Here is a 24,922-nt window from a genome sequence, read left to right as displayed (position 1 = left end):
CCTGAAATCAATAGCTTCCACCGATTGCTGTAATTACTCAGGCACGATCCAGCTGACGGTGGCGTGGCCGGTGCCGGCCGGAACCAGTTTTTTATGCAGCCACGGCAGGACGTTGTTCATCTGCGCTTCCAGCTTCCACGGTGGGTTAACCACGATCATGCCGGAGGCGGTCATGCCGCGGCGATCGCTGTCCGGGAGAACCGCCAGCTCAATTTGCAAGATCTTACGGATGCCTGTCGCTTCCAGGTCCTTGATCATGCGCTTGATCTGCGAGCGCAGCACCACCGGATACCACAGGGCATAGGTGCCGGTGGCAAAGCGTTTGTAACCTTCGTGGATGCCCGCGACCACTGCCTGATAATCGCTTTTGATCTCATACGGCGGGTCGATCAGCACCAGGCCGCGACGGGAAACCGGCGGCAGCTTCGCTTTCAGCTGCTGATAGCCGTCCGCTTTCTCCACGCGCGCGCGGCTGTCTTTCTGGAATTCAGAGCGCAGCAGCGGGTAGTCGCTCGGGTGCAGTTCGGTCAGCTGGATGCTGTCCTGCTCGCGCAGCAGCTGGCGGGCAATCAGCGGCGAGCCCGGGTAGTAACGTAACTGGCCACTGCGGTTGTAGTGGTTGATGACGTTGATGTACGGCTCCAGCTCGGCCGGCAGGTCGTCCTGCTGCCAGATACGGGCGATGCCTTCGAGGTACTCCCCGGTGCGCTCGGCGTGTTCACCGCTCAGCTGATAGCGGCCCGCGCCGGCATGGGTGTCCAGATAGAGAAAAGGCTTATCTTTCTCTTTAAGGGCCTCGATAATCAGGCTCTGAACGGTATGTTTAAGAACGTCGGCGTGGTTGCCCGCGTGAAAGCTGTGGCGATAACTGAGCATGGGTAGATGTATTCCGATAATGACGATTGGCCACAGTTTACAGCAGAACGGCGCAGATTACCCGCAGGCCCGGCACGCCCCGTCGCGGCGGCTGTTTTTCTGTCACCCCAGCCATTGAAATTCACTACACTTAACCCCATCCTGGAAACAATATGCTCGCGCAGGATGCGCGCTTCATTCACTCATTTAACAGGACAGTGCTTATGACCAACCCATTACTGACGCCTTTTTCGTTGCCACCGTTTTCCTCCATTCTGCCTGAACACGTTGTTCCCGCTGTTACCAAAGCACTGGACGATTGCCGTGCCGCCGTCGAGAGCGTGGTAGCGCAGGGCGCGCCTTACACCTGGGAAAACCTGTGTCAGCCGCTGGCGGAAGTGGATGATGTGCTCGGCCGCATCTTCTCCCCGGTCAGCCACCTGAACTCGGTGAAAAACAGTCCGGAGCTGCGTGAAGCCTACGAACAAACCCTGCCGCTGCTGTCGGAATACAGCACCTGGGTCGGGCAGCACGAGGGGCTGTACAAAGCGTACCGCGACCTGCGCGATGGCGACCACTATGCCACCCTGAACATCGCCCAGAAAAAGTCCGTTGATAACGCGCTGCGCGATTTTGAACTGTCGGGCATTGGCCTTGCGAAAGACAAACAGCAGCGCTACGGCGAAATCGCCACGCGCCTGTCCGAGCTGGGCAATCAGTACAGCAACAACGTGCTGGATGCCACCATGGGCTGGACCAAACTGATTACCGACGAGGCCGAGCTGGCCGGCATGCCGGAAAGCGCGCTGGCGGCGGCGAAAGCCCAGGCCGAGGCGAAAGAGCAGGAAGGCTACCTGTTGACCCTGGATATCCCGAGCTATCTGCCGGTGATGACCTACTGCGACAACCAGGCCCTGCGTGAAGAGATGTATCGCGCCTACAGCACCCGTGCCTCCGATCAGGGCCCGAATGCCGGTAAGTGGGATAACACCCCGGTGATGGCGGAGATCCTCGCCCTGCGTCACGAGCTGGCGCAGCTGCTGGGCTTCGACAGCTACGCGGATAAATCCCTCGCCACCAAAATGGCGGAAAACCCGCAGCAGGTGCTCGATTTCTTAACCGATCTGGCCAAACGCGCCCGTCCTCAGGGCGAGAAAGAGCTGGCCCAGCTGTGCGCCTTTGCGAAAGCGGAGTTCGACGTGGATGAGCTGCAGCCGTGGGATATCGCGTATTACAGCGAGAAACAGAAGCAGCATCTCTACAGCATCAGCGATGAGCAGCTGCGTCCGTACTTCCCGGAAAACAAAGCCGTAAACGGCCTGTTCGAAGTGGTGAAGCGCATCTATGGCATCACCGCCAAAGAGCGCAACGATGTGGAAGTGTGGCACGACGACGTGCGTTTCTTCGAGCTGTATGACGACAAAAACGAACTGCGCGGCAGCTTCTATCTGGACCTGTATGCCCGCGAAAACAAACGCGGCGGTGCCTGGATGGACGACTGCGTAGGCCAGATGCGTAAAGCCGACGGCTCGCTGCAAAAGCCGGTGGCCTACCTGACCTGTAACTTCAACCGTCCGGTCAGCGGCAAACCTGCGCTGTTCACCCACGATGAAGTGATCACCCTGTTCCACGAGTTCGGCCACGGTCTGCACCATATGCTGACCCGGATCGAAGCCGCAGGCGTAGCCGGTATCAGCGGTGTGCCGTGGGATGCGGTCGAGCTGCCGAGCCAGTTTATGGAAAACTGGTGCTGGGAGCCGGACGCGCTGGCGTTTATCTCCGGCCACTACGAGACCGGCGAGCCGCTACCAAAAGCGCTGCTGGATAAGATGCTGGAAGCGAAAAACTACCAGGCGGCGATGTTTATCCTGCGCCAGCTGGAGTTCGGCCTGTTCGATTTCCGTCTGCATGCCGAGTTCAGCCCGGAGCAGGGGGCGAAGGTGCTCGAAACCCTGGCAGAGATCAAGAAGCAGGTGGCCCTGATCCCTGGCCCGACCTGGGGTCGCTTCCCGCACGCGTTCAGCCATATCTTTGCTGGCGGCTATGCGGCGGGTTACTACAGCTACCTGTGGGCAGACGTGCTGGCGGCAGATGCTTACTCCCGCTTCGAAGAAGAGGGGATTTTCAACCGTGCCACCGGACAGTCGTTCCTCGATCACATCCTGACCCGCGGCGGTTCCGAAGAGCCAATGGAGCTGTTCAAACGCTTCCGTGGCCGCGAGCCGCAGCTGGACGCGATGCTTGAGCATTACGGCATCAAGGGTTAGTTGATTCGTGAAGATCCACTTAGCAGATGAAACAGGCGCCGGAGACGGCGCCTTATCTGTTCTGGCGGCCCGCTGGGGGCTGGAACACGATGAAGAGAACCTGATGGCGTTGGTAATGACGACAGCGCATCTCGAATTACGTAAACGCGACGAGCCCAAACTCGGCGGCATTTTTGTCGACTTTGTCGGCGGGGCGATGGCGCACCGGCGCAAGTTCGGCGGCGGACGTGGCGAAGCGGTCGCCAAAGCGGTTGGGATCAAGGGCAGCTATCTGCCGGACGTGGTGGATGCCACCGCCGGGCTGGGACGCGACGCCTTTGTACTGGCCTCGGTGGGCTGTCGGGTGCGGATGCTGGAGCGTAATCCGGTGGTCGCCGCACTGCTCGATGACGGCCTGACCCGCGGCTATGCCGACCCGGAAATAGGTGGCTGGTTGCAGGAGCGGTTACAGCTGATCCACGCTTCAAGCCTGACGGCGCTGACGGATATCACCCCGCGTCCGCAGGTGGTCTATCTCGACCCGATGTTCCCGCATAAGCAGAAAAGCGCGCTGGTGAAGAAAGAGATGCGGGTGTTTCAGTCGCTGGTGGGGCCGGATCTGGATGCAGATGGCCTGCTGGAGCCTGCTCGCCTGCTGGCAACGAAGCGGGTGGTAGTGAAACGTCCTGACTATGCGCCGCCGCTGGCGGAGGTCGCCACCACCAATGCGATAACCACGAAAGGACACCGGTTTGATATTTACTCCGGTACGCCGGAATAAAAAAAGCCGGGTGGCGGCTTCGCCTTACCCGGCCTACGTCCTCAATCTATTCCCTCTCCCTGTGGGAGAGGGTTAGGGTGAGGGGTATTTAATGCACTTACTCGTCGTCTTCGTCGCGCAGCGGCACAATCAGCATATCCACGTGTACAGTGTTAATCAGCTGACGCGCTGATGACATCAGCTTGCTCCAGAAGTCCTGGTGATGGCCGCAGACCACCAGATCCATATCGTATTTCTTGATTGCATCGACCAGCACCTGGCCCAGATCGCCGCTGCCGCTCAGGGTTTCAGTGATTGGATAGCCCGCGTTGGTGGAGAGTTCGGTCAGCGCCTGGTGAGTCTCTTCGGAGATACGCTTCTGCATGTCGCCCAGGTTCACGTCAATCAGGCCGGTATAGAGATCGGAGTAATTCACGTCCACATGAATTAAGGAAACTTTCGCATTGTACGGACGGGCCATGGATACCGCTTTATCAACCAGCACCTTGCTCTCCGGGGAGAGGTCAACCGCGATAAGAATGTGTTTATAAGCCATAGTGTTACTCCTTCCTTAAGTTATCGATGACCAATGCGTGTAGCAGTCGTCTACCTGCCTTCATTACGGCCCAGTTAAACAAAATTTTCAAGCATTGGTGTTGATAACGATTAACCTTGTGGCAAAAAAATTAGCGGATCTCCTACACTATTGAATAAGCCGTTCGGATACTAAAATGTGAAGCCGATCGGCTTTTGAGTCTCTCTTTCACTGAACCGTCTGTCAGGGCATGGGTGCGGTAGTCCCGGAGCATTGCTTCGTGGGCGGACGCCGGGGAGGAAGTATGATTAGCACCGTCGCATTGTTTTGGGCGTTATGTGTAGTTTGCATCGTGAATATGGCGCGTTATTTCTCATCCTTGCGCGCCCTGTTAGTGGTACTGCGTGGCTGCGATCCGCTGCTTTATCAATATGTCGACGGCGGGGGCTTTTTCACCTCGCACGGGCAGCCCAGCAAACAGATGCGCCTGGTGTGGTATATCTACGCCCAGCGTTATCGCGATCATCATGACGATGAGTTTATCCGCCGCTGTGAACGCCTGCGCCGCCAGTTCATTCTGACCAGCGCGCTGTGCGGCCTGGTGGTGGTGAGTATGATTGCTCTCCTCATCTGGCATTGAGCGCAAAAAAAAGCGGGCCAGTTTCCTGACCCGCTCTTCGTGTTACCTGCCTGCGATTAGAGGAATTGCAGGGAGATCCAGTACAGACCGCCAGACAGCAGAATCGAGGCCGGAAGGGTAAATACCCAGGCCATCAGAATGCTGGTCACGGTTTTGCGCTGCAGACCGCCGCCATCAACCAGCATGGTACCCGCCACGGACGAAGAGAGTACGTGGGTAGTGGATACCGGCATACCGGTGTAGCTGGCCAGACCGATAGAGACCGCTGCCGTCATCTGAGCAGACATCCCCTGGGCATAGGTCATGCCTTTCTTACCGATCTTCTCGCCAATGGTGGTCGCCACGCGACGCCAGCCGACCATCGTACCGAGACCCAGCGCCAGCGCGACCGCCATGATGATCCAGATCGGCGCATACTCGATGGTATTCAGCATGTCGACTTTCAGTTTCTTCAGCAGACGCTGGTCGTCAGCAGACACTTCAGGCAGCTTAGACACTTTCTCGGTCACGTCAGAGATACACAGCATGATGCGACGCATCTGGCCACGCTGCTCTGGAGTGAGCTTCTCGTAGCTTTCGACATCCGTCAGCATGCCTTTCGCCCGCTCCAGCGCGTTGATCGCGTTGGCCGGATGGCAGTGGAACTCAGCCGGTTTGGTTGCGCCCGCTTCCGGAGAAGGGATCAGCTGATCAACGCCGGTCGCTTTTTTCAACAGGTCAGGACGCTGCTGGAAATAGGTTTCGACGTTGTTGATTGCATCACGGGTACGGGTAATTTCGTAACCGGTGGCATTCATATTCACCACGAAGCCCGCAGGCGCCACGCCGATCAGCACCAGCATCACCAGACCAATCCCTTTCTGGCCGTCGTTCGCGCCATGAGAGAAGGCCACGCCGATAGCAGAAACGATCAGAGCGATACGCGTCCAGAATGGCGGCTTTTTCTTACCGTCTTTCTTTTCACGCTCGGCTGGCGTCAGGTGGATACGGGCACGTTTTTTGGTGCCGCTCCAGTAACGACGCAGCAGGAAGATTAAACCACCCGCTACCACCAGACCGACAATCGGAGAAACAATCAGTGAACCGAAGATACCCAGGACTTTAGGAATATTCAGCGCGTCCACCACAGACGTACCGGTCATCAACGCATTGGTTAAACCAATACCGATGATGGCGCCGATCAGCGTGTGAGAACTGGATGCTGGCAGGCCGAAATACCAGGTACCGAGGTTCCAGATAATTGCAGCAAACAGCAGTGAGAACACCATGGCCAGGCCATGGCCGGAACTGACATTGAGTAGCAGATCCGTTGGCAGCATATGCACAATGGCGTAGGCTACGCTCAGACCTCCCAGAAGAACACCAAAGAAGTTAAACACCGCAGCCATCACAACCGCAACTTGCGATCGTAAAGCACGGGTGTAGATAACGGTTGCGACTGCGTTCGCAGTGTCGTGGAAGCCGTTAATCGCTTCGTAGAACAATACAAAGGCCAGAGCAAGCAAGAGTAAAAGCCCGGTATGAAAATCCAGGCCGGCAAACAAATGTAGCATAGGACGTTACGCCATCTTGAGGACATGAACGCGGCGCATTATCCAGGACAAATGCGCAACGGGCAAAGTGAAATATAGACTTTTTTTTGATTTGCCTACTGACATAAGCGTAGCAGTAAAAGAATTATTTTTTAAATTTCAATTAAATGAACGAGATCGCGGATATTTGCGCTGGCACGCTTCTTGAGGAAACTTTACAATCCGCGCCCTCAAAACCAGGAGAATCGAGACGTGGAAAAGTATGATGCCATCATTATTGGCGCCGGTGCGGCAGGTTTATTCTGTGCGGCAATGGCCGGACAGGCAGGGCGCCGGGTTCTGCTGCTCGATAACGGTAAAAAAGCGGGTCGAAAAATCCTGATGTCTGGCGGGGGCCGCTGCAACTTTACTAATCTTTATATCGAACCTGCGGCCTATCTGAGCCAGAACCGTCATTTTTGCAAATCTGCTCTTGCACGCTACACCCAGTGGGACTTTATTGACCTGGTGGGGAAACACGGTATCGCCTGGCATGAGAAAACCCTCGGCCAGCTGTTCTGCGACGATTCGGCGCAGCAGATTGTCGATATGCTGTTAGCAGAGTGCGAAAAAGGTCAGGTTACCCTGCGTTTGCGCAGCGAAGTGCTGGAAGTGGCCCGCGATGAGGCGGGATACACCCTGCAACTGAATGGCGAAACCGTGAGCGCGGAAAAGCTGGTGATTGCCAGCGGCGGGCTCTCAATGCCGGGGCTGGGCGCGTCGCCGTTTGGCTATAAAGTTGCCGAACAGTTTGGCCTGAAGGTGCTCCCGACCCGTGCCGGTCTGGTGCCGTTCACCCTGCATAAACCTTTGCTGGAGCAGCTGCAAACCCTCTCCGGCGTCTCGGTGCCCTCAGTCATCACGGCTGAGGACGGCACCGTATTCCGTGAGAACCTGCTCTTCACCCATCGCGGTCTCTCCGGTCCGGCGGTCCTGCAAATCTCCAGCTACTGGCAGCCGGGGGAGTTCGTCACCGTCAACTTAGTACCGGACTGCGATCTGGCGAGCTTCCTGGATGAACAGCGCGCGGCGCACCCGAATCAGAGTCTGAAAAACACCTTAGCCATGCAGCTGCCGAAGCGGCTGGTGGAGTGCCTGCAGCTGCTGGGGCAAATTCCCGATCTGTCGCTGAAGCAGCTTAACAGCCGTGACCAGCAGGCGCTGGTGGAGACCTTAACCGCCTGGCGCGTCCAGCCCAACGGCACCGAAGGGTATCGCACCGCAGAAGTGACGCTTGGCGGCGTGGACACTAACGAGCTCTCCTCGCGCACCATGGAGGCCCGCAACGTGCCGGGACTCTATTTTATCGGTGAGGTGGTGGATGTAACCGGCTGGCTGGGTGGGTATAACTTCCAGTGGGCGTGGGCCAGCGCCTGGGCCTGTGCTGAAGCCCTGGCAGAGAAATAGTACCTCGTCGCAACTATTGCCCCTTTTCCATCCTCCGGTTCCGCTACACTGCACTGCAAATGTCTCTCCATCCTGCGCGCTGTTTGTCTGAACAGGGCGCATTTTGTTGCTCACCAGAGAGGGTGATATGCAGCTTGTCAGCATCATTATTTTGATCAACCTGACGGTGATCATTCATTCCGTATGGATGTTTGTGGTCCTGAAATACATCAATCTGAATGTTGAATCGGTTATCCGCATTGTGTTCCGCAATATTGCCATTATTGTCACCGCACTCTTTGCCCATCTGCTTGAAGCCAGCCTGTTTGCCGTCTTTTATCGCGTTGTAGAGGCCTTTTCTGACTGGAATACCAGCTTCTATTTCTCGCTGGTCAGCTACGCTACAGTAGGGTACGGGGATGTCACTCTGCCGGAACACTGGCGGCTGATTGGCGGCGTGGAGGGGCTGATCGGGGCGCTGATGGTAGGCTGGTCGGTCGCGGTGCTGGTGGCGGTACTGCAACGGCTGCGCGGCATGAGCCCCTAAACCGCCGATGGCAGAACCTCTGCGTTGTGAGGTAAAGTACATTCCCGCACGAAGGGTTTCGTGTTTTAAGGGGAGAAGAGCGTAAAACTGTCCCCCCTTTTCCTTTACTGGCCTCGCCAGTCTGCATGGTTTGTATTTTGTCTTCAAAAAGGGTTGTGTATGTCATCTGCTCATCTCGGTTTCCCGACGGAAACCGTTGTTGTATTTGTGGTTATGGCGGTGGGGGCGATGTTCATCGACCTCTTCATGCATCGCCATGACAAACCCATTTCACTGAAAAGTGCTGCGCTGTGGTCGATCTTCTGGGTGATGACCGCGATGGCGTTTGCCGGGTTCCTGTACGTTCATCACGGCGCCGAAGTGGCAAGCCTGTTCCTCACCGGTTACGCGCTGGAAGAGGTGCTCTCCGTTGATAACCTGTTTGTGATGATGGCGATCTTCGCCTGGTTTGGCGTGCCGGATCAGTATCGTCACCGGGTGCTCTACTGGGGGGGTGATTGGCGCTATCGTCTTCCGCGGCATTTTCGTCGCCATCGGCACCAGCCTGCTGAGCCTCGGGCCGTACGTTGAGGTGGTCTTTGCCCTGATTGTCGCCTGGACGGCGGTGATGATGCTCAAGCGTGGCGAAGAGCAGGACGAGATCGAAGATTACTCTCAGCACCTGGCCTATCGCGCGGTCAAACGCTTCTATCCGATCTGGCCGAAAATCACCGGCAACGCCTTCCTGCTGAGCCAGAAAGAGGTGGATGCCGAGCTGGAAAAACCGGAGAACCAGGAGGTGATGGTTGGCCGCGTCAAGAAGGCGAAGCGCTATGCCACGCCGCTGCTGCTCTGCGTGGCGGTGGTGGAGCTGTCCGACGTGATGTTCGCTTTTGACTCGGTGCCGGCAATCATCGCCGTGAGCCGCGAGCCGCTGATTATCTACAGCGCCATGATGTTCGCGATCCTCGGCCTGCGTACTCTCTATTTCGTGCTGGAGGCGCTGAAGCAGTATCTGGTGCATCTGGAGAAAGCGGTGATCGCGCTGCTGTTCTTTGTGGCCTTCAAGCTCGGTCTGAACGCCACGGATCACTTCTGGCATCACGGCTACGGCATCGGTGCCACGGCGAGTCTGCTGGTGGTGCTGGGCGTGCTGGCGGCAGGGATTGTGGCGAGTTTATTGTTCCCGGGGAAACGGGAAGCCTGAGTGATATTGCCCGGCGGCGCTTCGCTTGCCGGGCCTACGGATGTTGTAGGCCGGGTAAGGCGAAGCCGCCACCCGGCAGGTTTTACGGCTTGATGGGCGAATTCCGGCGCGCGCGCGGCGGGTGGAAATGTCGCCAGTGCGGATCCTGCGCTGCAGCCAGCAGCTCGTGATCGCCGCGGGTATCGCCCCAGGCGCGCACATGGTAGTTGGTCAGGCTGCCGTAGACGTGCTCCAGCCGGGCCACCTTCTGCGCACAGCGACAGTTATGGCCGGTGATGCGTCCGGTCAGCTTGCCGTCCTTCACTTCCAGCTGGGTGCCGATAAGTTTAATACCGAGCTTGTCGGCCCAGGGCTGCAACACCAGCGCCGGGGAGGCGGAACAGATCGTCACTTCCGCACCGGAGTTCACTTCCGCAGCCACCGCCAGTACGCCCTGCGGGCGCATCAGTTTGTCCCAGTATTTCTCGCAGAACAGCTCCGCCTGCTGACGCAGCCAGTGCTCATCCACCCCGGTCAGGAAGGTCCTGATCAGCACCTCTTTCAGCTCGTCACGGGTCAGCTTGCGGCGCACGCAGTGCAGGGTAGGCAAGGCCATCCGGACCAGGCGACCGGCAAAATAGCGTTTACCGAACGCAAAGCGTAAGAAAGGGATAAAGCTGTCGTGATGCGTCAGCGTGCCGTCGAAGTCGAACACCGAAAGTACGCTGGATTTTGCCACTGCCTCATCGGCAATCATATTGGTCATAGCTACGTCTTAGCTGAAATACACATTCTGCCCATCAGTTTACCTGCTTTAGCGTCAGATGCCACCCGCCAGCGGACGGGCGGCACCGGCATGGCTAGATAATATCGTCCACCACGCCGCCATCGACGCGCAGCGCCGCGCCGGAGGTGGCGGACGCCTGCCGGGAACAGACGTAGACCACCATGTTGGCGACCTCTTCTACCGTGGCGGCCCGCTGGATCACCGAGCTTGGGCGGTGAGCCATGACAAACTCTTTTGCCAGCGTCTCCAGCGATTTGCCGGTTTTCTCGATCTCGTCTTTCATCATCTCCGCAAAGCCGTCCGACATCGTCGGGCCTGGCAGGACGCTGTTGACGGTGACGCCGCTGCCGGCGACAAATTTTGCCAGCCCGCGCGCCAGTGACAGCTGGGCGGTCTTCGTCACCCCGTAGTGGATCATGTCCGCCGGAATATTGCAGGCCGACTCCGAGGAGATAAACACCACCCGGCCCCAGCCTTTTTGCACCATGCCGGGCAGCAGGGCGCGGGACAGACGCACGCCGGACATGACGTTGGTTTGCCAGTAGTTATTCCAGGTCTCGTCGTCGGTGGCGTAAAAATCCTGTGGCCCGTAAATCCCGGCGTTGTTCACGAGAATATCGACGCCCGAGGCGACCTTCAGCAGGGTTTCCACGCCGTCAGCGGTGCTGAGATCGGCAATTGCCGCCCGCACCTGCACCCCGGGTATCACCTGCTGTAGCTTTTGAATTCCCCGGTTGACCGAGTCGGTGCTGCGTCCGTTAACAATCACCTCAGCGCCGCTTTCCGCCAGCCCTCTGGCGATGGCGAAGCCAATGCCGCCGGTGGAGGCGGTCACTAACGCCACTTTTCCCGTAAGATCGATTTTCACGGTCTGCTCCTTGTCATATTTGAAGTTCAGACCGTTAAGCGTAGCAGTTCACCTTTACGACGGCTGTCTGAAGAGGTGCAGTAAGGTTTCAACCTGTTCGTCGAGCGGGGCGAGCGTGCGTTTTACAATCAGATGCAGCGGTGTCGCACGGCGCGTGCCGTGGTTCAGGGGGGAGTGTTTTCAGCACACCGCTTTCCAGCTGTTGCTGAATTCGCTCTTCCGGCAGCCAGCCATACCCCACCTGATACATCACCGCATCGATAGCGGCATCAATGGTGGAGAAGGTCCAGGCTTCACCGCCGGGAGGCGCGGCGTAGTTCTGCCCGGCGATCTGGATGAGTGGCCAGGGGCGTAGCATTTCATCAGTGAGCGGCGTGTCGTGTTCAAACAGCGGATGCTCCCGATGCGCCACGGCAACGAAATCGATATTCATCAGCCACTCGCCACGCCCGGTCACATCCTGGCGGCGGGTTAGCACCATCACGTCGGCCTCGCTCTGGGTCAGCGCCTCGCCGGCGTTCTCAAGTATTTCGGTCAGATGCACCTCGGTTTGCGGATAGCGCTGTTGGAACTGGCGCAGAATGGCAAACAGATGACGGCGAGGGAAAATGCTGTCCACCACCACATCCAGTCGGGTACGCATCCCGTTGCGTAGCGTCGTGGCGCGAGTCTCCAGCAGGGTAAAGGCGTTTAGCAGCGGCTTGACCTGATTTAACAGCAGCTCCCCTTCCGGGGTCAGCACCGCCTTACGCCCCGCCTGAACCAGGAGCGCCACGCCCAGCCGCTCCTGCAACAACGCCAGGTTATAACTGACGGAAGATTGGCTGCGATGCGTCTCCTCTGCGGCGCGGGCAAAGCTGCCCAACTCGACGACACGTTCAAGCAGCGACCACTGCTCAAGAGTAGTTTTGTGCATGATTTATCTGATTTTTGAATGAATTTGATTAAATCATAGCGTTATTCATCCAATTTTTGCAGGCGTAAGATGGGCTCATTGAAACAGAGGAGACAAAGTATGAGCCATTTTGATAAACATGATTTAAGCGGTTTCGTCGGCAAACATCTGGTATACACCTACGATAACGGCTGGAACTACGAGATTTATGTCAAAAACGAGCAGACCCTCGACTACCGTATTCACAGCGGGATCGTGGCAAACCGTTGGGTGAAAGATCAGCAGGCTTATATCGTTCGCGTGGGCGAGAGTATTTATAAAATTTCGTGGACCGAACCGACCGGTACCGATGTGAGCCTGATTGTGAACCTCGGCGACAAGCTGTTCCACGGCACTATCTTCTTCCCGCGCTGGGTGATGAATAACCCGGAAAAAACCGTCTGCTTCCAGAACGATCATATTCCGCTGATGGTCTCTTATCGCGAGGCGGGCCCGGCCTACCCAACCGAGGTCATTGATGAGTTCGCCACCATTACCTTTGTGCGCGACTGCGGTGCCAATAACGATGCTGTCATTGACTGTGCTGCCAGCGAGCTGCCGGCAGACTTTCCGAATAATTTGAAATAAGCGGGTTACAGAACCTGAAGGGCACCGTTATGGAGGGTGAAGGGCGTTGGCGTACAGACGGCGAGGCTGAGTTCGCCGTGCTGGATGTGACTGACGCTCAGCGCGGATCTGAAGGTGCTGTCGACGCTGACAATCTGCCAGGCACTGCCGCCGCGCTGTTTGACGATCGCCTCTTTGCGCGTCCAGATGCGCCAGAAGGCCGCCAGTTTTGCCTCCGGGGCTTCCCGTTCCAGCTCGTCATGTTCGGCGATGCTGAAGACGGCGTTGGCCAGCGCCTGCCAGTTATCCCGCGGGCGGATCACTTCGATGTCGCAGCCCACTTCACCCTCATCGCTTAACAGCAGGGCAATATCATCCCCGCTGTGGCTCAGGTTAAACCAGTACGGATGAGCATCGACGAAGGCGGGTTTCCCCTGTTCACCGAAGATGATTTCCGGCACCGGGGAGGGCGATAATGCCCGGGCGAGCAGCGTCCGCCCGGCCAGCCAGGGGGTGCGACGCGCGCCCTGAGGCGCCTGCTCGGCCAGCGCTGACGCCAGAGGGTCAGCGCTGAGGGTAGAGATTTTTCCCAGAAGGAACTGGTACATAGTTACGCCCAGCGTTTAATGATAATGGAGGTATTAATGCCGCCGAACGCGAAGTTGTTGCTTTGCAGATATTCGCAGTCAATATGACGGGCTTTTCCCATAATATAATCTAACGCGCCGCATTGCTCATCCGGTTGTCTTAAATTAAGGGTCGGCGCGAACCAGCCCTCGCGCATCATCTGCAGGCTTATCCAGGACTCCAGCGCGCCACAGGCCCCTAAGGTATGGCCGAAATAGCTCTTTAAAGAGGAGATCGGCACGCTGTCGCCGAACACGGCGGCGGTGGCCTGACTTTCGGCAATATCGCCCCGATCGGTGGCGGTGCCGTGCGCCGAAATATAGCCGATATCCTGCGGACTCAGCCCGGCCATGTTCAGCGACTTCTCCATGCAGATCTGCATGGTTTCCCGCTGCGGCTGGGTGATGTGCGCCGCGTCGCAGTTGGTGGCGAAGCCGACGATCTCTCCGTAGATAGTCGCGCCACGCGCCTTCGCATGCTCCAGCTCTTCCAGAATCAGCGTGCCCGCCCCCTCGCCAATCACCAGCCCGTCGCGCTGGATATCGAACGGTGCCGGGGTCGCTTGTGGGGCGTCGTTACGCTGGCTGGTGGCGAACAGGGTATCGAACACCGCCGCTTCCGACGGACAGAGCTCTTCGGCGCCCCCTGCCACCATCACCTTCTGATAGCCGTGGCGGATGGCTTCCCATGCATAGCCAATCGCCTGACTGCCGGAGGTACAGGCGCTGGAGGTGGGGATCACCCGCCCGCGCAGGCCGAAAAACAGGCCGGTGTTCACCGCCGTGGTATGCGGCATCATCTGCACATAGGTGGTGCCGGTGATGTTGTTGGTGTGCTTCTCGGTGAGCATGGTGGCGAACTCGCTCACCGGGCCGGTGCTGCCGGTCGACGAGCCGTAGGCAATGCCGGTTTCGCCCTGGGTCAGGATCGGATCGTCAATCAGCCCCGCCTGCTCCAGCGCCAGTTCGGTGGCGCGGGTCGACAGTAACGACACGCGACCCATGGCGCGGATGCGCTTGCGGGTGTAGTGAGCCGGCAGGGTAAAATCATCAATCGGCGCGGCCAGCAGGGTGTGCAAACCCTCATAGATCGTCCACTCCGGCATCTTGCGTACCGCGTTTTTATACGCCAGCAAGCGGGCAGAAACCGACTGCCACTCTTCACCGAAGGCGGTGACGCCGCCCATGCCGGTGATCACTACCCGACGCGTCATAACATTCCCCCCGTTAATGGAGATCACCTGGCGGGTCACATAGCCTGCACTGTCCGACATCAGATAGCTGGCCAGTCCGGCCACCTCCTCCGCCTGACCCATCCGCTTCATCGGGATCATGGCCATCGCCTCTTTCAGCGCAGCCTCTTCCATCTCGATCATCCCGGTATCAATCAGCCCGGGCGCGATGCAGTTGACGGTGATGTTGCGCTTCGCCAGCTCCATCGCCAGGGCTTTGGTGGCGCCGATAATGCCCGCTTTTGCCGCGCTGTAGTTCACCTGACCGCGGGTGCCCATCACGCCCGAAACCGACGACAGCGTGATAATGCGTCCACCCTTGCGGGTGCCGATCATGGGCATGATGCAGGGGTGAATGACGTTGTAAAAGCTGTCGAGATTGGTGTGGATCACGCTGTCCCAGTCCTCTTCACTGAGGGCCGGGAAGGCACCATCCCGGGCGATCCCGGCGTTGCTGACCACGCCGTACCAGGGGCCATGGGCCTCGATATCCTGCTCCAGCACCTCGCGGCACTGCGCGCGATTGCCCACGTCAAACGAGAGCAGACGCCCGTTGCCTCCCGCCTGCTCGATGGCTTTCAGGGTTTCCTGCGCGCCCGCGGCGTCGCGGTGGTAATGCACGCCGAGGGTAAACCCGTCGGCGGCGAGCTTGAGGGCGATAGCCCGGCCAATGCCTTTGCTGGCGCCGGTGACCAGAACGGAACGACTCATTGATTTACCCCCCTGTTTAAACAGTGATGCTAATTCCTGCTGGCTGGGCTGGAAGGTATTCACCCGCCCGGTGGCCAGCGTGGCCCCCCTCGGCGAGGATGGCGCACTCGAAGCTACTAAAGCGTTCATCCTGCATCAGCAGCGTGGCCGTGATGGTTAACTCGCTGCTGGCCGGGAAGCACCCTGCGGCGCAGACCAGCTCCCGCGCCCCCAGCACCATGCCAAGCGACATGCTCTCCTGACCCTTCTGCTGGCGGTGCCAGCCGGACCAGACGCCAACGGTCTGGGCCATCAGCTCAAGGGCGTACCAGCCCGGCAGATCGCCCGCGGCATCGAGAAACGGTGCCAGCACGCCATGCGGACTGACGGTGACGCGGCAGACGGCAGACTCGGCCAGCACATTTTCGACCGATTCCAGCAGCAGCATGGGGGCATCGTGAGGCAGGTAGTCGGTCGGGGATAAATAACTCATGACGCTCTCCCCAGCAGGATGCTGGCGTTATTGCCGCCAAAGGCGAACGAATTTGACAAAATCACCGCTTTTTTCAACGCGGTGGGCTGATGTAGCACGCCGCAGGGGGCGAGCGTCGGATCCGGCGCATAGCGGGTGAAATCCTGGGCGGGCAGGGACAGGTCGCGGGTCAGGATCAGCCAGCTCAGCGCCGCTTCGGTGATCCCCGCCGCCCCCAGCGTATGCCCGGTCAGGTGCTTAGTTGAACTGCAGGGTACCGCCTCGCCAAACAGGTCATGCACCACCTGGGATTCAATCTGATCGTTGAGCGGTGTCGCGGTGCCGTGCAGGTTGATGTAGCCCACCTCGTCCGGTTTCATTCCGGCGTCGTTCAGTGCCTGGGTAATGGCGCGGATCGCCCCTTCGCCCTGGGGGTGCGGAGCGGAAATATGGTATGCATCGCTCGACTCGCCGGTACCCAGCAGCGCCACCGGCTGCGGCTCGCGGGTGAGCACCATCAGCGCCGCCGCTTCACCAATGGTGATCCCCCGGCGGTCGCGGCCAAAGGGTTCGCATAGCGTGGGGGAGAGGGATTCGAGGCTGTTAAAGCCATTCACCGGCATCCGGCTCAGGGTATCTGCCCCGCCGACGATGGCGACATCCACCAGGCCGGCGTCAATCAGGCGACGCCCGCTGATGATTGCCCGCGCGCTGGAGGAGCAGGCGGTCGAAAGGGTAAAAGCCGGACCTTCCAGACCGAGCCAGTTCGCCAGAAAGCGCGACGGATCGCCCAGCTCCTGCTGGGCGTAGCGCCAGTTGACGCTGGCTTCGCCGCTCATCGACAGGTCCACATGCTTGTCGCCTTCGTCGAGCCCGGAGGTGCTGGTGCCCAGCACCACCGCCACCCGATCGTGGCCGTAACGGGCAATGGCCTCATCGACGACTGGCTGGATCTGCGCCAGCGCCGCCAGCAGCAGCTGATTATTGCGCGAGCGGTGCGTGGCAAAGCTCTCCGGGATCGCAGGCAGGTCGCCGTCGACGCCGCCCAGCACCGCGTCCTGACCCTGTAACCAGCCGCTGCGCAGGCGCATGCCGGGGGCCACGCCGCGCGTCAGGTTAGCGGCAATCTCGTCGGGCGAATTGCCCAGGGCGTTGATCAGGCCAACGGCAGAAATGTAGATCATCTCAGTCATCCAGATATTGAATGGTGATGTGGTAGTGGAACACCTGCTGTTCGATGCTGATCGGCACGCGCTTGCCTTTGCGCTGCAGGTAGACAATCTCCGTCACCAGCTTGCCGTCGGCATTGCGCAGCTCGCGGCGGTCGCCTTTATCCTTCAGCGTCCAGCCCTTCGGCAGCTGCGGCAGCCAGGCGCTAATCGGCCAGTGGCTGAGCATCACGTCCGCCAGCACCTGGCTGGCCGGAGGCAGCTCAGGTGCAACAATCGACTGTTCAGTATGGATGCCCGTTTCATTATAGGTGGCGAGGAACAGCCGGATACCCACCGATGACAGCCCGGCGAGGGTCACTTTTTGCGCATCGGCATTCAGCATCACCAGCAGCGACTGGGTTTTGCCGTTAACGCTGGCGGTCAGTAGCTGCTGGGAGTTCAGCCCCGGGGTAATGCCCGGCGGCGGCAGCGTCACTCTGGTGCCCGGCTGGAGCCACGCCTGCGGGCGCGCATCGTCATTTTTTTGTGCCGTGTGGCTGCAACCGGCCAGCAGCAGCGCGCCGATAAGCGCCACGGCGCGGTAAAAAGGGGACATCATCGTTCTCTCTCTTTTTGAGCGGGCATTGCCAGCGGCGCCAGCAGGAAGGCGGTGAAAATACCGCTGACCAGCACAATGCCGAAGCTGCCGATCGCCTGGGTGGCGCTGAAGACCAGCATGCCCAGGGTTAACAGGGTCGTTATCATCGCCAGGGTAATGGCCAGCATCGAGGTCAACGGCGTGCCGCGTGGGTTGTTGAAGAATAGCGTGTAGTTGATCCCGATGCCGAGGACCAGCACCAGCGCCAGCAGCGAAAACAGGTTCACCGGGTGGCCGGTGACCGCCAGCGCGGCGAGGCCGCAGCCCAGCGACACCAGCGAGGGCACCAGAGTGATCAGCCCCTTACGCCAGCCGAGGCGCAGCATGGCACCGCAGGCGATCGTCGCCAGGGCGACCGCCAGCAAACCGGTGAGCACGCTGCGGTAGAGGGCAAACAGGCTGTCGAAACTCGCCTTGCGATCCACCCACACCACGCCCGAATGTTGCTCCGCCAGCTCGCGCAGCGCCGGGCTGTTTTTCACGCCATCCACCGGTACCAGCACGCCGCTTTCGCCGTCGGGCAGCGTAAGCCACAGCAGACGCCAGCCTTCACTGGCCGGGCTGGCAAGCCAGGCTTCAACCCCGACCGGCATAGCGCTCAGATCCGGCGACACGCTCGTCAGCCCGGCGTTTTGTAGCACCCGGGTGACGGCAGGCGCCGCCTTGCGCAGCAGGGTCAGATCGCGCTCCTGCCTCGCCAGCGAGTTCAGCGGCAGGGTGCGCCAGGATTTCAGGTCACCCGCCTGCTGCGCCCGGGCCAGCGCCGGGGTAAAGGCCTCCAGCCGCTCCAGCGTCTGCTGGGCCGACGCACCGTGCACCACAAACCATTTCTGATCGACATTCTGCCCGGTCAGGGCGGTAATGGTTTTCTCCTGGGCCAGAATATCCTGCGGCAGAGCCTGAAGCTGGGCGATATCGTCATCCACCCGTAGCGTGACAATACCCGCCAGGGCGACCAGGGCCAGCGCAACCGGCACGCCAACCGACACGCGCCGGTCGCGCCATGCTGCCAGCCAGCGCAGCATCAGCCCGCTGGCCGGAACCGGACGCACCGGTAAACCGCGACACAGCCACGGATGCCAGAAAATGACCGTCAGGCACGAGGCGCTCAGCCCTACGGCGGCAAACACCGCCATCTGGCGAATGCCCGGGAAGGGTGCCAGCATCATGATCAAATAGGCCGCCACGGTGGTGAGCAGCGCCAGCAGCAGCGCATTACGCACCTTCGTCAGGCTTTGCCACGGCGAGGCCTGCCCGCCGTGAACCATCCGCTCGGTCAGGTAGTAGAGCGTGTAATCCGCCGAGATGCCGATGATGCTCATGCTCATCACCAGGGTCATCAGATGCAGTTCGCCAAACAGCAGCAGCGTCGTGACCGTACCTGCCAGCGCACCCATGGCGATGGAGATCAGGCACAGCAGCAGCGGTCTCAGGGAGCGGAACACCGCCACAATCAGCAGGATCACCCCCAGCACGGTGGCGACGCCGAGGGTCGAGATATCCCGTTTGGCCTGCTGGCTGGCGTAGTCGCTGTAAAACACCGTCCCGCGCGACAGCAGCTGCGCCTGCGGATACTGGGTTTTCAGCTGGCTTTCGAGATCGTGAAGCCGGGTCACCAGCCGGTGGGTTTGCTGCATATCGAACGACGAACCGGCCAGCTCGCCGTGCAGCAGATACCAGTAATTTCCGGCATCGTCTTTGGTCACCAGCCAGCCGTCCATCAGCCGCAGCTTCTGGCTGTTTTGTGCCAGCGACAGCTGCGAGCCGCGCATCAGCATCAGCGGATCGTTTTGCAGCTCTTTGCCGCTGACCCCGGAGAAGGCCGAATACAGCTGGGAGAGGATCCACTGCGCTTGTGCCTCACCGCCGTTTTGCAGGCGCGCGCGGGTGGCGGGGTCGATCAGGCCGTTGCGGTGCTGCCAGAAAAACTCGCCCCAGGCTTTCTGCCCGGCGGCGTCCATCGGCCCATTTACCTCGTGCAGGGACCCCGACCCCTGCAACAGACGCAGCCACTGCTGCGCCACCTGCGGATCGGGTTGTTTACCCGGGCTGACCAGCCATACCAGCTGGCGATCGAGGCGCTCAATAAAGCCGTCGTTCAGGGCCGGAGGGATCGCCCCGAGGCTCTGTTTGGGCAGCATCGCCAGCACGCTGCTGTTCAGCCGCGCTCCCGGTAGCAGCGTCAGCAGTATGCCCAGCAGCGCCAGGCATACCGCCGCCCACACCAGCGCCGGACGTCGGGAATTACGGTGCGGCAAAGCGTTGGCGTTCGGCATCGGTCAGACTGGCGGGCGTGAGCTGGTGGTGGGAAAGGGCGATATCCGTCCGGTCGCCCTGCTTGTCGTTCAGCACGATGGATTCCAGATACGTTGCGCCACCCAGATCCATTGAGGCGAAAATCTTGTCCAGCGGGGTGGTGGTGGGGGTCAGCACCAGCGACCAGCGGCCATTGCCGAGGTCTTTAAAGTCGATGCGGAAGTTCTCCTCCAGCACCTTGCGATCCGCCTGGAACAGGGCGCGCAGCAGGTGGTTGAACTGGAACATCTGCGGGTTATTTTCCGCGGTAATGGTCTGCGGCGGCTGGCCGTTGATGACCTGCACCATCCGTGTGTCGTCCAGCAGCAGCGTCATCGGGAAAGGGGCCTTTTGATCCCACAGCAGACCGCTGTCGCGGGCGATCAGCATCTCGCCGTGGGATCGCAGCGGCTGGGGCAGATCCTTGATGGTGCGGGTCTGCTCAAAGTGGGCGCGCACCACCGGCTGTTCGGTAAAGCGCTGCTGTAGTTCGTCCAGCGTCACGGCGCTGACCAACGGGCTGACCAGCAGGGCAAGCAGCGGTAACCACTTCATGGTGTCACTCCCATACGCTCAAACAGGACAGCCGGGCTGACAAAGCAGAGCTCGCGGCTCTTCTCTTCCACCGCCACCTGAATGGTGTAGCCGGTGGTGGTTCGTTTGCCGCTGTTGGCGTCAAAAATCTGATAGGCGATACGCAGGCGGTTCTCAAACTCTTCGATGTGGGCCCGGACGCGGATCCGTTGCTCGAAGGTGAGGACATCGCGGTATTTTACCCGGGTATCAACCACCGGCCAGAGATAGCCGGACGCTTTCATCTGGCGATAGCCATAATCGAACTGGTTGAGCAGGGCCTCGCGGGCAATCTCAAAATAACGGAAATAGTTGCCGTGCCAGACCACGCCCATCATATCGACGTCGTGAAACGGTACGGTCAACTCTATTTCGGTCGTAAAGCGGGGATCGGTCAGCACCCTTTACTCCTTCTCTTTGGCATCCGGCAGACGCCAGAAATCGAAAAAATTAAACCAGTCGAGCGGGGCCTGCAGCGCAAAGTGCTCCAGCCGTTGGGCATAACGGTCGACGGTCTGCTGTAACGCCTGCTGGCGCTCGCTGCGCGGTAACAGCAGCGGATCGGCAAAGTCTTCGCAGTGGATATGCAGCTTCTGCTGCTGGTGCAGGGCGAAAATCAGCATCACCGGGCAGCGCATCAGCGAGGCGAGTATAAATGGCCCTTCGGGGAAGGGGGCAGGCTGGCCCATAAAGTCGCTCCACACCACGCGCCAGCTGCCGCCGCGCTGCGGATCGACGGCGATCCGATCCCCGACGATCGCCACCCATTCTCCGCGATCGATCTTCTCTTTCAGCAGGATGGCGGTCTCGGGGCCAATATTGGTCACCGGGATCAGGTTCAGCCCGGCCTGAGGGGCCATCTCCTGCATGATCTGTTTAAAGCGTTGGGCGTTATCGCTGAACACCAGGGCATTGATGATCTTGCTGCCGTCGAGCTGCGCCAGCGCACGGCAGGCCTCGACATCGCCGAGATGGGAGGCCAGCAGCAGCTTGCCCTCAGGCACGCTAAGATCGAGCTTTTCCCGTGCGCCAGGGGCAAACACCACGTCCCGGCCCAGTTTCAGCTCGCCCCGCCAGCTGGCGACCTTATCCAGCATCGCATTGCCAAAACGCAGAAAGTGGAAAAAGCTGTTCAGGCGCGCGGGCGTTGGCTGCTGGCGCTGCGCCAGGGTCTCGCGCACCCGGGCAAGCCACTGTTGCGATGCCTGACGCGCCGGGCGGGCGGTCAGCCAGTAGACGGCAATCACCGGCCACAGCAGGAGGGTAAATGCCCTGCGGCCCAGCAGCTGCCAGACCCGCAGCATCAGGCGCATACCGTTCAGCCCTTTCACCTCCTGCTGCTGAGCCCAGTGCGGGCTGCGGCGGCGAAAGAGCAGAGAAGGGATGCGCGGCAGCATGCCGAAGAACAGCCGGGTGTGCATCCATGAGATGCGCAGGTTGTCGTTCAGGGCATCGAAGTGGGAGATACCATCCTGGGGATAGGTCACCCGGGTGGGCAGGAAATAGCTGGGATTGCCCTGCCAGTAGAGGCGCACCATCACTTCGGTATCAAAATCCATGCGCTTGCCAATCGGCACGCTGTTAATCACCTGTAGCGTCGGGGCCACCGGGTAGACCCGAAAGCCGCACATGCTGTCCTTGAGCTGCAATGAGAGGGTTTCGATCCACACCCAAATGTGGGTGACCCAGCGGCCATACAGGCGCGAGCGGGGGATGGAGTCATCAAAGACCGGCTGGCCGGAGATCAACGCCTGCGGGTGGCGCTCTGCCAGCGCCAGCAGCTGCGGAATGTCCTCAATGGCATGCTGACCGTCGGCATCCACCTGCACCGCATGGGTAAAACCGGCGCCGGCGCAGACCTTCAGCCCGCGGATCACCGCCGCCCCTTTACCGCCGTTGTGCGTCAGCCGCACCAGCGTCACCTGCGCATTGTCGGCTGCCAGGCGGTCCAGCTCCTGACGGGTGCGGGCGTCGCTGCCATCATCGACCACAATCACCGGCAGATGAAACGGCGCCAGGCGGCTCAGGACGTCCGCCATCATCGCCCCGTGGTTGTAGCAGGGGATCAGGATGCAGGGGCGGAAGGTTAATGGCATAAGCGAATCTTCCCGCTGCTGGCCATAAGGCGCTGTTCGCCGTCGTGGCGTTGATAGCTAAAGGCGATCGTCTGGCGCTCCGCGTTCCAGTCGAGGACGAGCGTCACGGTGGCACCCGGGAGCAGCGGCGCCTGGAATTTCACGTTCTGAATACTGTGAAAACGGTGCTCGGGTGCCAGCAGCGTGGTGGCGTAGTGCATCACCCAGTCAAGCTGGGCGACGCCCGGCAGCAGCGGCTGCACGGCAAAATGGCCCTGGAACCAGAACAGCGCCGGATCGAGGTACAGGACGATCTCAAGATGCTGCGGTTGTGCCTGATGGCGCTCGATTTCATGGATTTTCATGAAATAACTCCTGTAACTGCGCATAGACACGCTTGTTCATACTGTTTACCGGCATTTCATCAATGATGCGCCAGTAGCGGGGGATGGCGACCGGCTCGAGCCAGGGCCGCAGGGCGCGTCGCCAGGCGAGGATCTGCGCTTTACTGCCGCGCTGATGCAGCTGTTGACGCCCGGCGTCATTCACCACCAGCAGCACGCCAACGCTCTGACGTCCACCGCGGGTTACCGGCAGCGCTGCCGCTTCGCAGATGCCGTCCAGCGCCAGCAGACGCTGTTCGACCTCGGACAGGGAGATGCGTTTCTCTTCGATTTTCACCACCCGTCCCCGACGGCCAAGAAGGCTGAACTGACCGTTCTCCTCGAGGTGCAGAATATCGTCGAGCAGCGCGCCGTCCGCCTCAACGATCAGCGGCGAGGTGACGCGCAGGGCGTCATTATCGCGGCTAAAGGTCACGCCGGGGAAGGGGTGCCAGAGGCGTTTATCCGCCTGACGATAGCGCCAGGCGAGGACGCCGGTTTCGCTACTGCCGTAAATTTCATCCGGCCAGAGTCCCAGCCAGCGCTGGGTATCGCAGGCCGATTCCCACGTCAGCATGCCTCCGGCCGAGATCAGCACCGCGACGGGCGGCGGGGTGAGCCGGGTATCGAGCCGCTTCAGAAACGCCGGGCTGCTGATAAACAGGTAGCGCTGAGTGCGATCCAGCGCCGCCAGCTGTTCGGCATAGGCGAGCATCTCCGTGTGCAGCGGCAGCCCCAGCGACATCGGCAGCACAATGCGAAACGTCAGGCCGTACAGGTGCTGTGGCACCACTGAAGCCACCACGCGGCAGCCGTTCAGCCGCTCGCCAAAATGGGCAGCCAGCAGCCTGGCCTCCCGATCGAGCTGGGCGATGCTCTTGACGATCCGCTCAGGCCGCCCGGTGGAGCCGGAGGTGAACAGCTCGACCACGCGGGCGTCATCAATGGCCGGTAGCGGTGTGCAGGTGGCTGCCCTGCAACGGGCAGCGCTGACCACCATCAGGCGGCCGCGGACGTTCAGCGTCCTGTCGCTCAGCACCCCGCTGAACAGTTCCTGCTGCTCTTCCAGTTGCGCTTCGCGGCTGTGGCCGGGCAGCACCGGGGTTTTACCCGCATGCAGCGTGGCCAGCAGGGCGACGATAAACAGATAGCTGTTGTCAAAACAGAGCGCCCAGCGATCGCCTTCCTGCTGCTGCAAACAGGCCGTCAGGACGCTGACGTCGTGGCGCAGCTGCCCGAGCGTCCAGCCACCATCCCCCGACCAGGCGACAGGGGTGTCGTCCGGGCGAGGGGCGCTCAGCCACTGGCTCAAAGGCAGGGGCTTATGCATCTTTTTTGATCATCCGTTGCCGTACCAGCCACTCGCCTGCCATTAAGGTTCCCATCAGGATGTAGGCAATCATGCCGTTCCACAGCGTCCAGAGGTGCATATCACCGCGCAACACGGTGAACAGCGCCACCCCCCCGTTGAAGATGAAAAAGCCGCACCACACCCGGGTGACGACGCGGGTATAGCGCACGCCGGAAGGGGGTAAATTCGGGTCACGGAGTCGCGCCAGTCGTTCGACCAGCGGCATCGCTGTCCACAGCGATCCGCCAAAGACGGCCAGCATCGCCAGGTTGACGATCACCGGATAGAACAGCAGCCACTGATGCGCTTTCAACAGAACGCTTGCCGCACACAGGACGATGCCCGCCAGGGCCACGCTCTGCGTCACATAGCGCATCGGCCCGGCGTTCTGCCGCGCCTGGCGAAAACGGAACAGCAGCAGGGCAGCCATTAGCGGCAGCAGCCAGTGCAGGCTGTTATGCGCCAGCCCAAAGCCAATCAGAAAGGGCCATGCGACCAGTAGCAATCCCGTCAGCAGTGGGAGCACCGGAAATGACCGTCCGCCACGCATGGGAT

General features: G+C 60.2%; 22 protein-coding genes and 4 pseudogenes. 7 read left to right on the top strand and 19 right to left on the bottom strand.

The features are described 5' to 3' along the window. Positions 1-33 precede the first annotated feature (33 nt). Positions 34-876 carry a 23S rRNA (adenine(2030)-N(6))-methyltransferase RlmJ gene (locus AAHB66_RS22365; RefSeq protein WP_347114623.1) on the bottom strand — a complete coding sequence of 281 codons (843 nt, stop codon included), beginning with the start codon at positions 874-876 and terminating at the stop codon, positions 34-36. Positions 877-1,079: 203 nt separating this feature from the next. Between AAHB66_RS22365 and prlC the strand changes: the two genes are divergently transcribed. Then, positions 1,080-3,122, top strand: coding sequence for an oligopeptidase A (gene prlC / locus AAHB66_RS22360; RefSeq protein WP_347114622.1), 2,043 nt, complete (start codon positions 1,080-1,082; stop codon positions 3,120-3,122). 7 nt (positions 3,123-3,129) lie between these two features. Further along, positions 3,130-3,882, top strand: a complete 753-nt coding sequence (gene rsmJ, locus AAHB66_RS22355) for a 16S rRNA (guanine(1516)-N(2))-methyltransferase RsmJ (RefSeq protein ID WP_347114621.1) — start codon at positions 3,130-3,132, stop codon at positions 3,880-3,882. 97 nt (positions 3,883-3,979) lie between these two features. Here rsmJ and uspA read toward each other — a convergent pair whose 3' ends face one another. Next, positions 3,980-4,417 (bottom strand): universal stress protein UspA, encoded by a 438-nt coding sequence (gene uspA, locus AAHB66_RS22350; RefSeq protein ID WP_032615029.1) that lies wholly within the window; start codon positions 4,415-4,417, stop codon positions 3,980-3,982. Positions 4,418-4,700: 283 nt separating this feature from the next. Between uspA and uspB the strand changes: the two genes are divergently transcribed. Further along, complete coding sequence (uspB, locus tag AAHB66_RS22345) at positions 4,701-5,036, top strand: universal stress protein UspB (RefSeq protein WP_032615027.1); 336 nt, start codon at positions 4,701-4,703, stop codon at positions 5,034-5,036. 56 nt (positions 5,037-5,092) lie between these two features. On the opposite strand, the gene pitA is transcribed toward uspB, so the two are convergent. Then, positions 5,093-6,589, bottom strand: a complete 1,497-nt coding sequence (gene pitA, locus AAHB66_RS22340; protein WP_231313475.1) for an inorganic phosphate transporter PitA — start codon at positions 6,587-6,589, stop codon at positions 5,093-5,095. A 231-nt stretch (positions 6,590-6,820) separates the two neighbouring features. Between pitA and AAHB66_RS22335 the strand changes: the two genes are divergently transcribed. From AAHB66_RS22335 to AAHB66_RS22325, 3 genes and pseudogenes are all read left to right on the top strand, one after another. Next, a complete protein-coding gene (locus tag AAHB66_RS22335; protein ID WP_347114620.1) occupies positions 6,821-8,014 on the top strand; it encodes an NAD(P)/FAD-dependent oxidoreductase in 1,194 nt (397 codons plus the stop codon). Positions 8,015-8,141: 127 nt separating this feature from the next. Next, positions 8,142-8,540, top strand: a complete 399-nt coding sequence (locus AAHB66_RS22330) for an ion channel (protein ID WP_307763290.1) — start codon at positions 8,142-8,144, stop codon at positions 8,538-8,540. Between the two features lie 159 nt (positions 8,541-8,699). Next, positions 8,700-9,726, top strand: a pseudogene (locus tag AAHB66_RS22325) (TerC/Alx family metal homeostasis membrane protein). A gap of 82 nt (positions 9,727-9,808) precedes the next feature. Here the strand turns inward: AAHB66_RS22325 and AAHB66_RS22320 are convergent. From AAHB66_RS22320 to AAHB66_RS22310, 3 genes and pseudogenes are all read right to left on the bottom strand, one after another. Beyond that, positions 9,809-10,471, bottom strand: coding sequence for an HAD-IB family hydrolase (locus tag AAHB66_RS22320; protein WP_307763293.1), 663 nt, complete (start codon positions 10,469-10,471; stop codon positions 9,809-9,811). 94 nt (positions 10,472-10,565) lie between these two features. After that, the gene (locus AAHB66_RS22315) at positions 10,566-11,360 is read right to left on the bottom strand and encodes an SDR family NAD(P)-dependent oxidoreductase (protein WP_347114619.1); all 795 of its coding nucleotides are present in this window, start codon (positions 11,358-11,360) and stop codon (positions 10,566-10,568) included. A 54-nt stretch (positions 11,361-11,414) separates the two neighbouring features. Next, positions 11,415-12,276, bottom strand: a pseudogene (locus AAHB66_RS22310) (LysR family transcriptional regulator). Positions 12,277-12,375: 99 nt separating this feature from the next. Here AAHB66_RS22310 and AAHB66_RS22305 point away from each other — a divergent pair. Then, positions 12,376-12,882, top strand: a complete 507-nt coding sequence (locus AAHB66_RS22305; protein WP_106995291.1) for a phenolic acid decarboxylase — start codon at positions 12,376-12,378, stop codon at positions 12,880-12,882. 5 nt (positions 12,883-12,887) lie between these two features. On the opposite strand, the gene acpT is transcribed toward AAHB66_RS22305, so the two are convergent. The 13 genes and pseudogenes from acpT to AAHB66_RS22240 all read right to left on the bottom strand — a co-directional run bounded on the left by acpT (position 12,888) and on the right by AAHB66_RS22240 (position 24,917). Next, positions 12,888-13,469: a 4'-phosphopantetheinyl transferase AcpT gene (acpT, locus tag AAHB66_RS22300; protein ID WP_347114618.1), complete on the bottom strand. Its 582-nt coding sequence runs from the start codon at positions 13,467-13,469 to the stop codon at positions 12,888-12,890. 2 nt (positions 13,470-13,471) lie between these two features. Then, complete coding sequence (locus tag AAHB66_RS22295; RefSeq protein WP_347116544.1) at positions 13,472-14,701, bottom strand: beta-ketoacyl-ACP synthase; 1,230 nt, start codon at positions 14,699-14,701, stop codon at positions 13,472-13,474. Continuing rightward, positions 14,702-15,430: pseudogene (locus tag AAHB66_RS22290) on the bottom strand (3-ketoacyl-ACP reductase FabG2); the annotation flags it as partial. Between the two features lie 9 nt (positions 15,431-15,439). After that, positions 15,440-15,902: pseudogene (locus tag AAHB66_RS22285) on the bottom strand (3-hydroxy-fatty acyl-ACP dehydratase); the annotation flags it as partial. After that, a complete protein-coding gene (locus tag AAHB66_RS22280; protein WP_347114617.1) occupies positions 15,899-17,065 on the bottom strand; it encodes a beta-ketoacyl-[acyl-carrier-protein] synthase family protein in 1,167 nt (388 codons plus the stop codon). The gene AAHB66_RS22280 and the pseudogene AAHB66_RS22285, both read right to left, overlap by 4 nt. A 1-nt stretch (position 17,066) precedes the next feature. Then, complete coding sequence (locus AAHB66_RS22275; protein WP_347114616.1) at positions 17,067-17,651, bottom strand: DUF3261 domain-containing protein; 585 nt, start codon at positions 17,649-17,651, stop codon at positions 17,067-17,069. Further along, positions 17,648-19,966: an MMPL family transporter gene (locus AAHB66_RS22270; protein WP_347114615.1), complete on the bottom strand. Its 2,319-nt coding sequence runs from the start codon at positions 19,964-19,966 to the stop codon at positions 17,648-17,650. The genes AAHB66_RS22275 and AAHB66_RS22270 overlap by 4 nt, the downstream gene beginning before the upstream one ends. Beyond that, positions 19,935-20,540, bottom strand: a complete 606-nt coding sequence (locus tag AAHB66_RS22265) for an outer membrane lipoprotein carrier protein LolA (RefSeq protein ID WP_347114614.1) — start codon at positions 20,538-20,540, stop codon at positions 19,935-19,937. The genes AAHB66_RS22270 and AAHB66_RS22265 overlap by 32 nt, the downstream gene beginning before the upstream one ends. After that, the gene (locus AAHB66_RS22260; protein WP_347114612.1) at positions 20,537-20,959 is read right to left on the bottom strand and encodes a thioesterase family protein; all 423 of its coding nucleotides are present in this window, start codon (positions 20,957-20,959) and stop codon (positions 20,537-20,539) included. The genes AAHB66_RS22265 and AAHB66_RS22260 overlap by 4 nt, the downstream gene beginning before the upstream one ends. Positions 20,960-20,962: 3 nt before the next feature. Continuing rightward, positions 20,963-22,654 carry a glycosyltransferase gene (locus tag AAHB66_RS22255; protein WP_347114611.1) on the bottom strand — a complete coding sequence of 564 codons (1,692 nt, stop codon included), beginning with the start codon at positions 22,652-22,654 and terminating at the stop codon, positions 20,963-20,965. Then, on the bottom strand, positions 22,645-22,998 hold the full coding sequence (locus AAHB66_RS22250) for a hydroxymyristoyl-ACP dehydratase (RefSeq protein WP_347114610.1): 354 nt from the start codon (positions 22,996-22,998) through the stop codon (positions 22,645-22,647). The genes AAHB66_RS22255 and AAHB66_RS22250 overlap by 10 nt, the downstream gene beginning before the upstream one ends. Beyond that, the gene (locus tag AAHB66_RS22245) at positions 22,985-24,346 is read right to left on the bottom strand and encodes an AMP-dependent synthetase (protein ID WP_347114609.1); all 1,362 of its coding nucleotides are present in this window, start codon (positions 24,344-24,346) and stop codon (positions 22,985-22,987) included. The genes AAHB66_RS22250 and AAHB66_RS22245 overlap by 14 nt, the downstream gene beginning before the upstream one ends. Further along, entirely contained in the window at positions 24,339-24,917 is a 579-nt protein-coding gene (locus AAHB66_RS22240) for a hypothetical protein (protein ID WP_347114608.1), read from the bottom strand. Before AAHB66_RS22240 ends, AAHB66_RS22245 begins: the two co-directional genes overlap by 8 nt. Positions 24,918-24,922: the final 5 nt, after the last annotated feature.

It is taken from the genome of Leclercia sp. S52, from assembly GCF_039727615.1.
Taxonomy (GTDB): Bacteria; Pseudomonadota; Gammaproteobacteria; order Enterobacterales; family Enterobacteriaceae; genus Enterobacter; species Enterobacter adecarboxylatus_B.
This window is presented reverse-complemented; position numbering and strand designations above follow the sequence as displayed.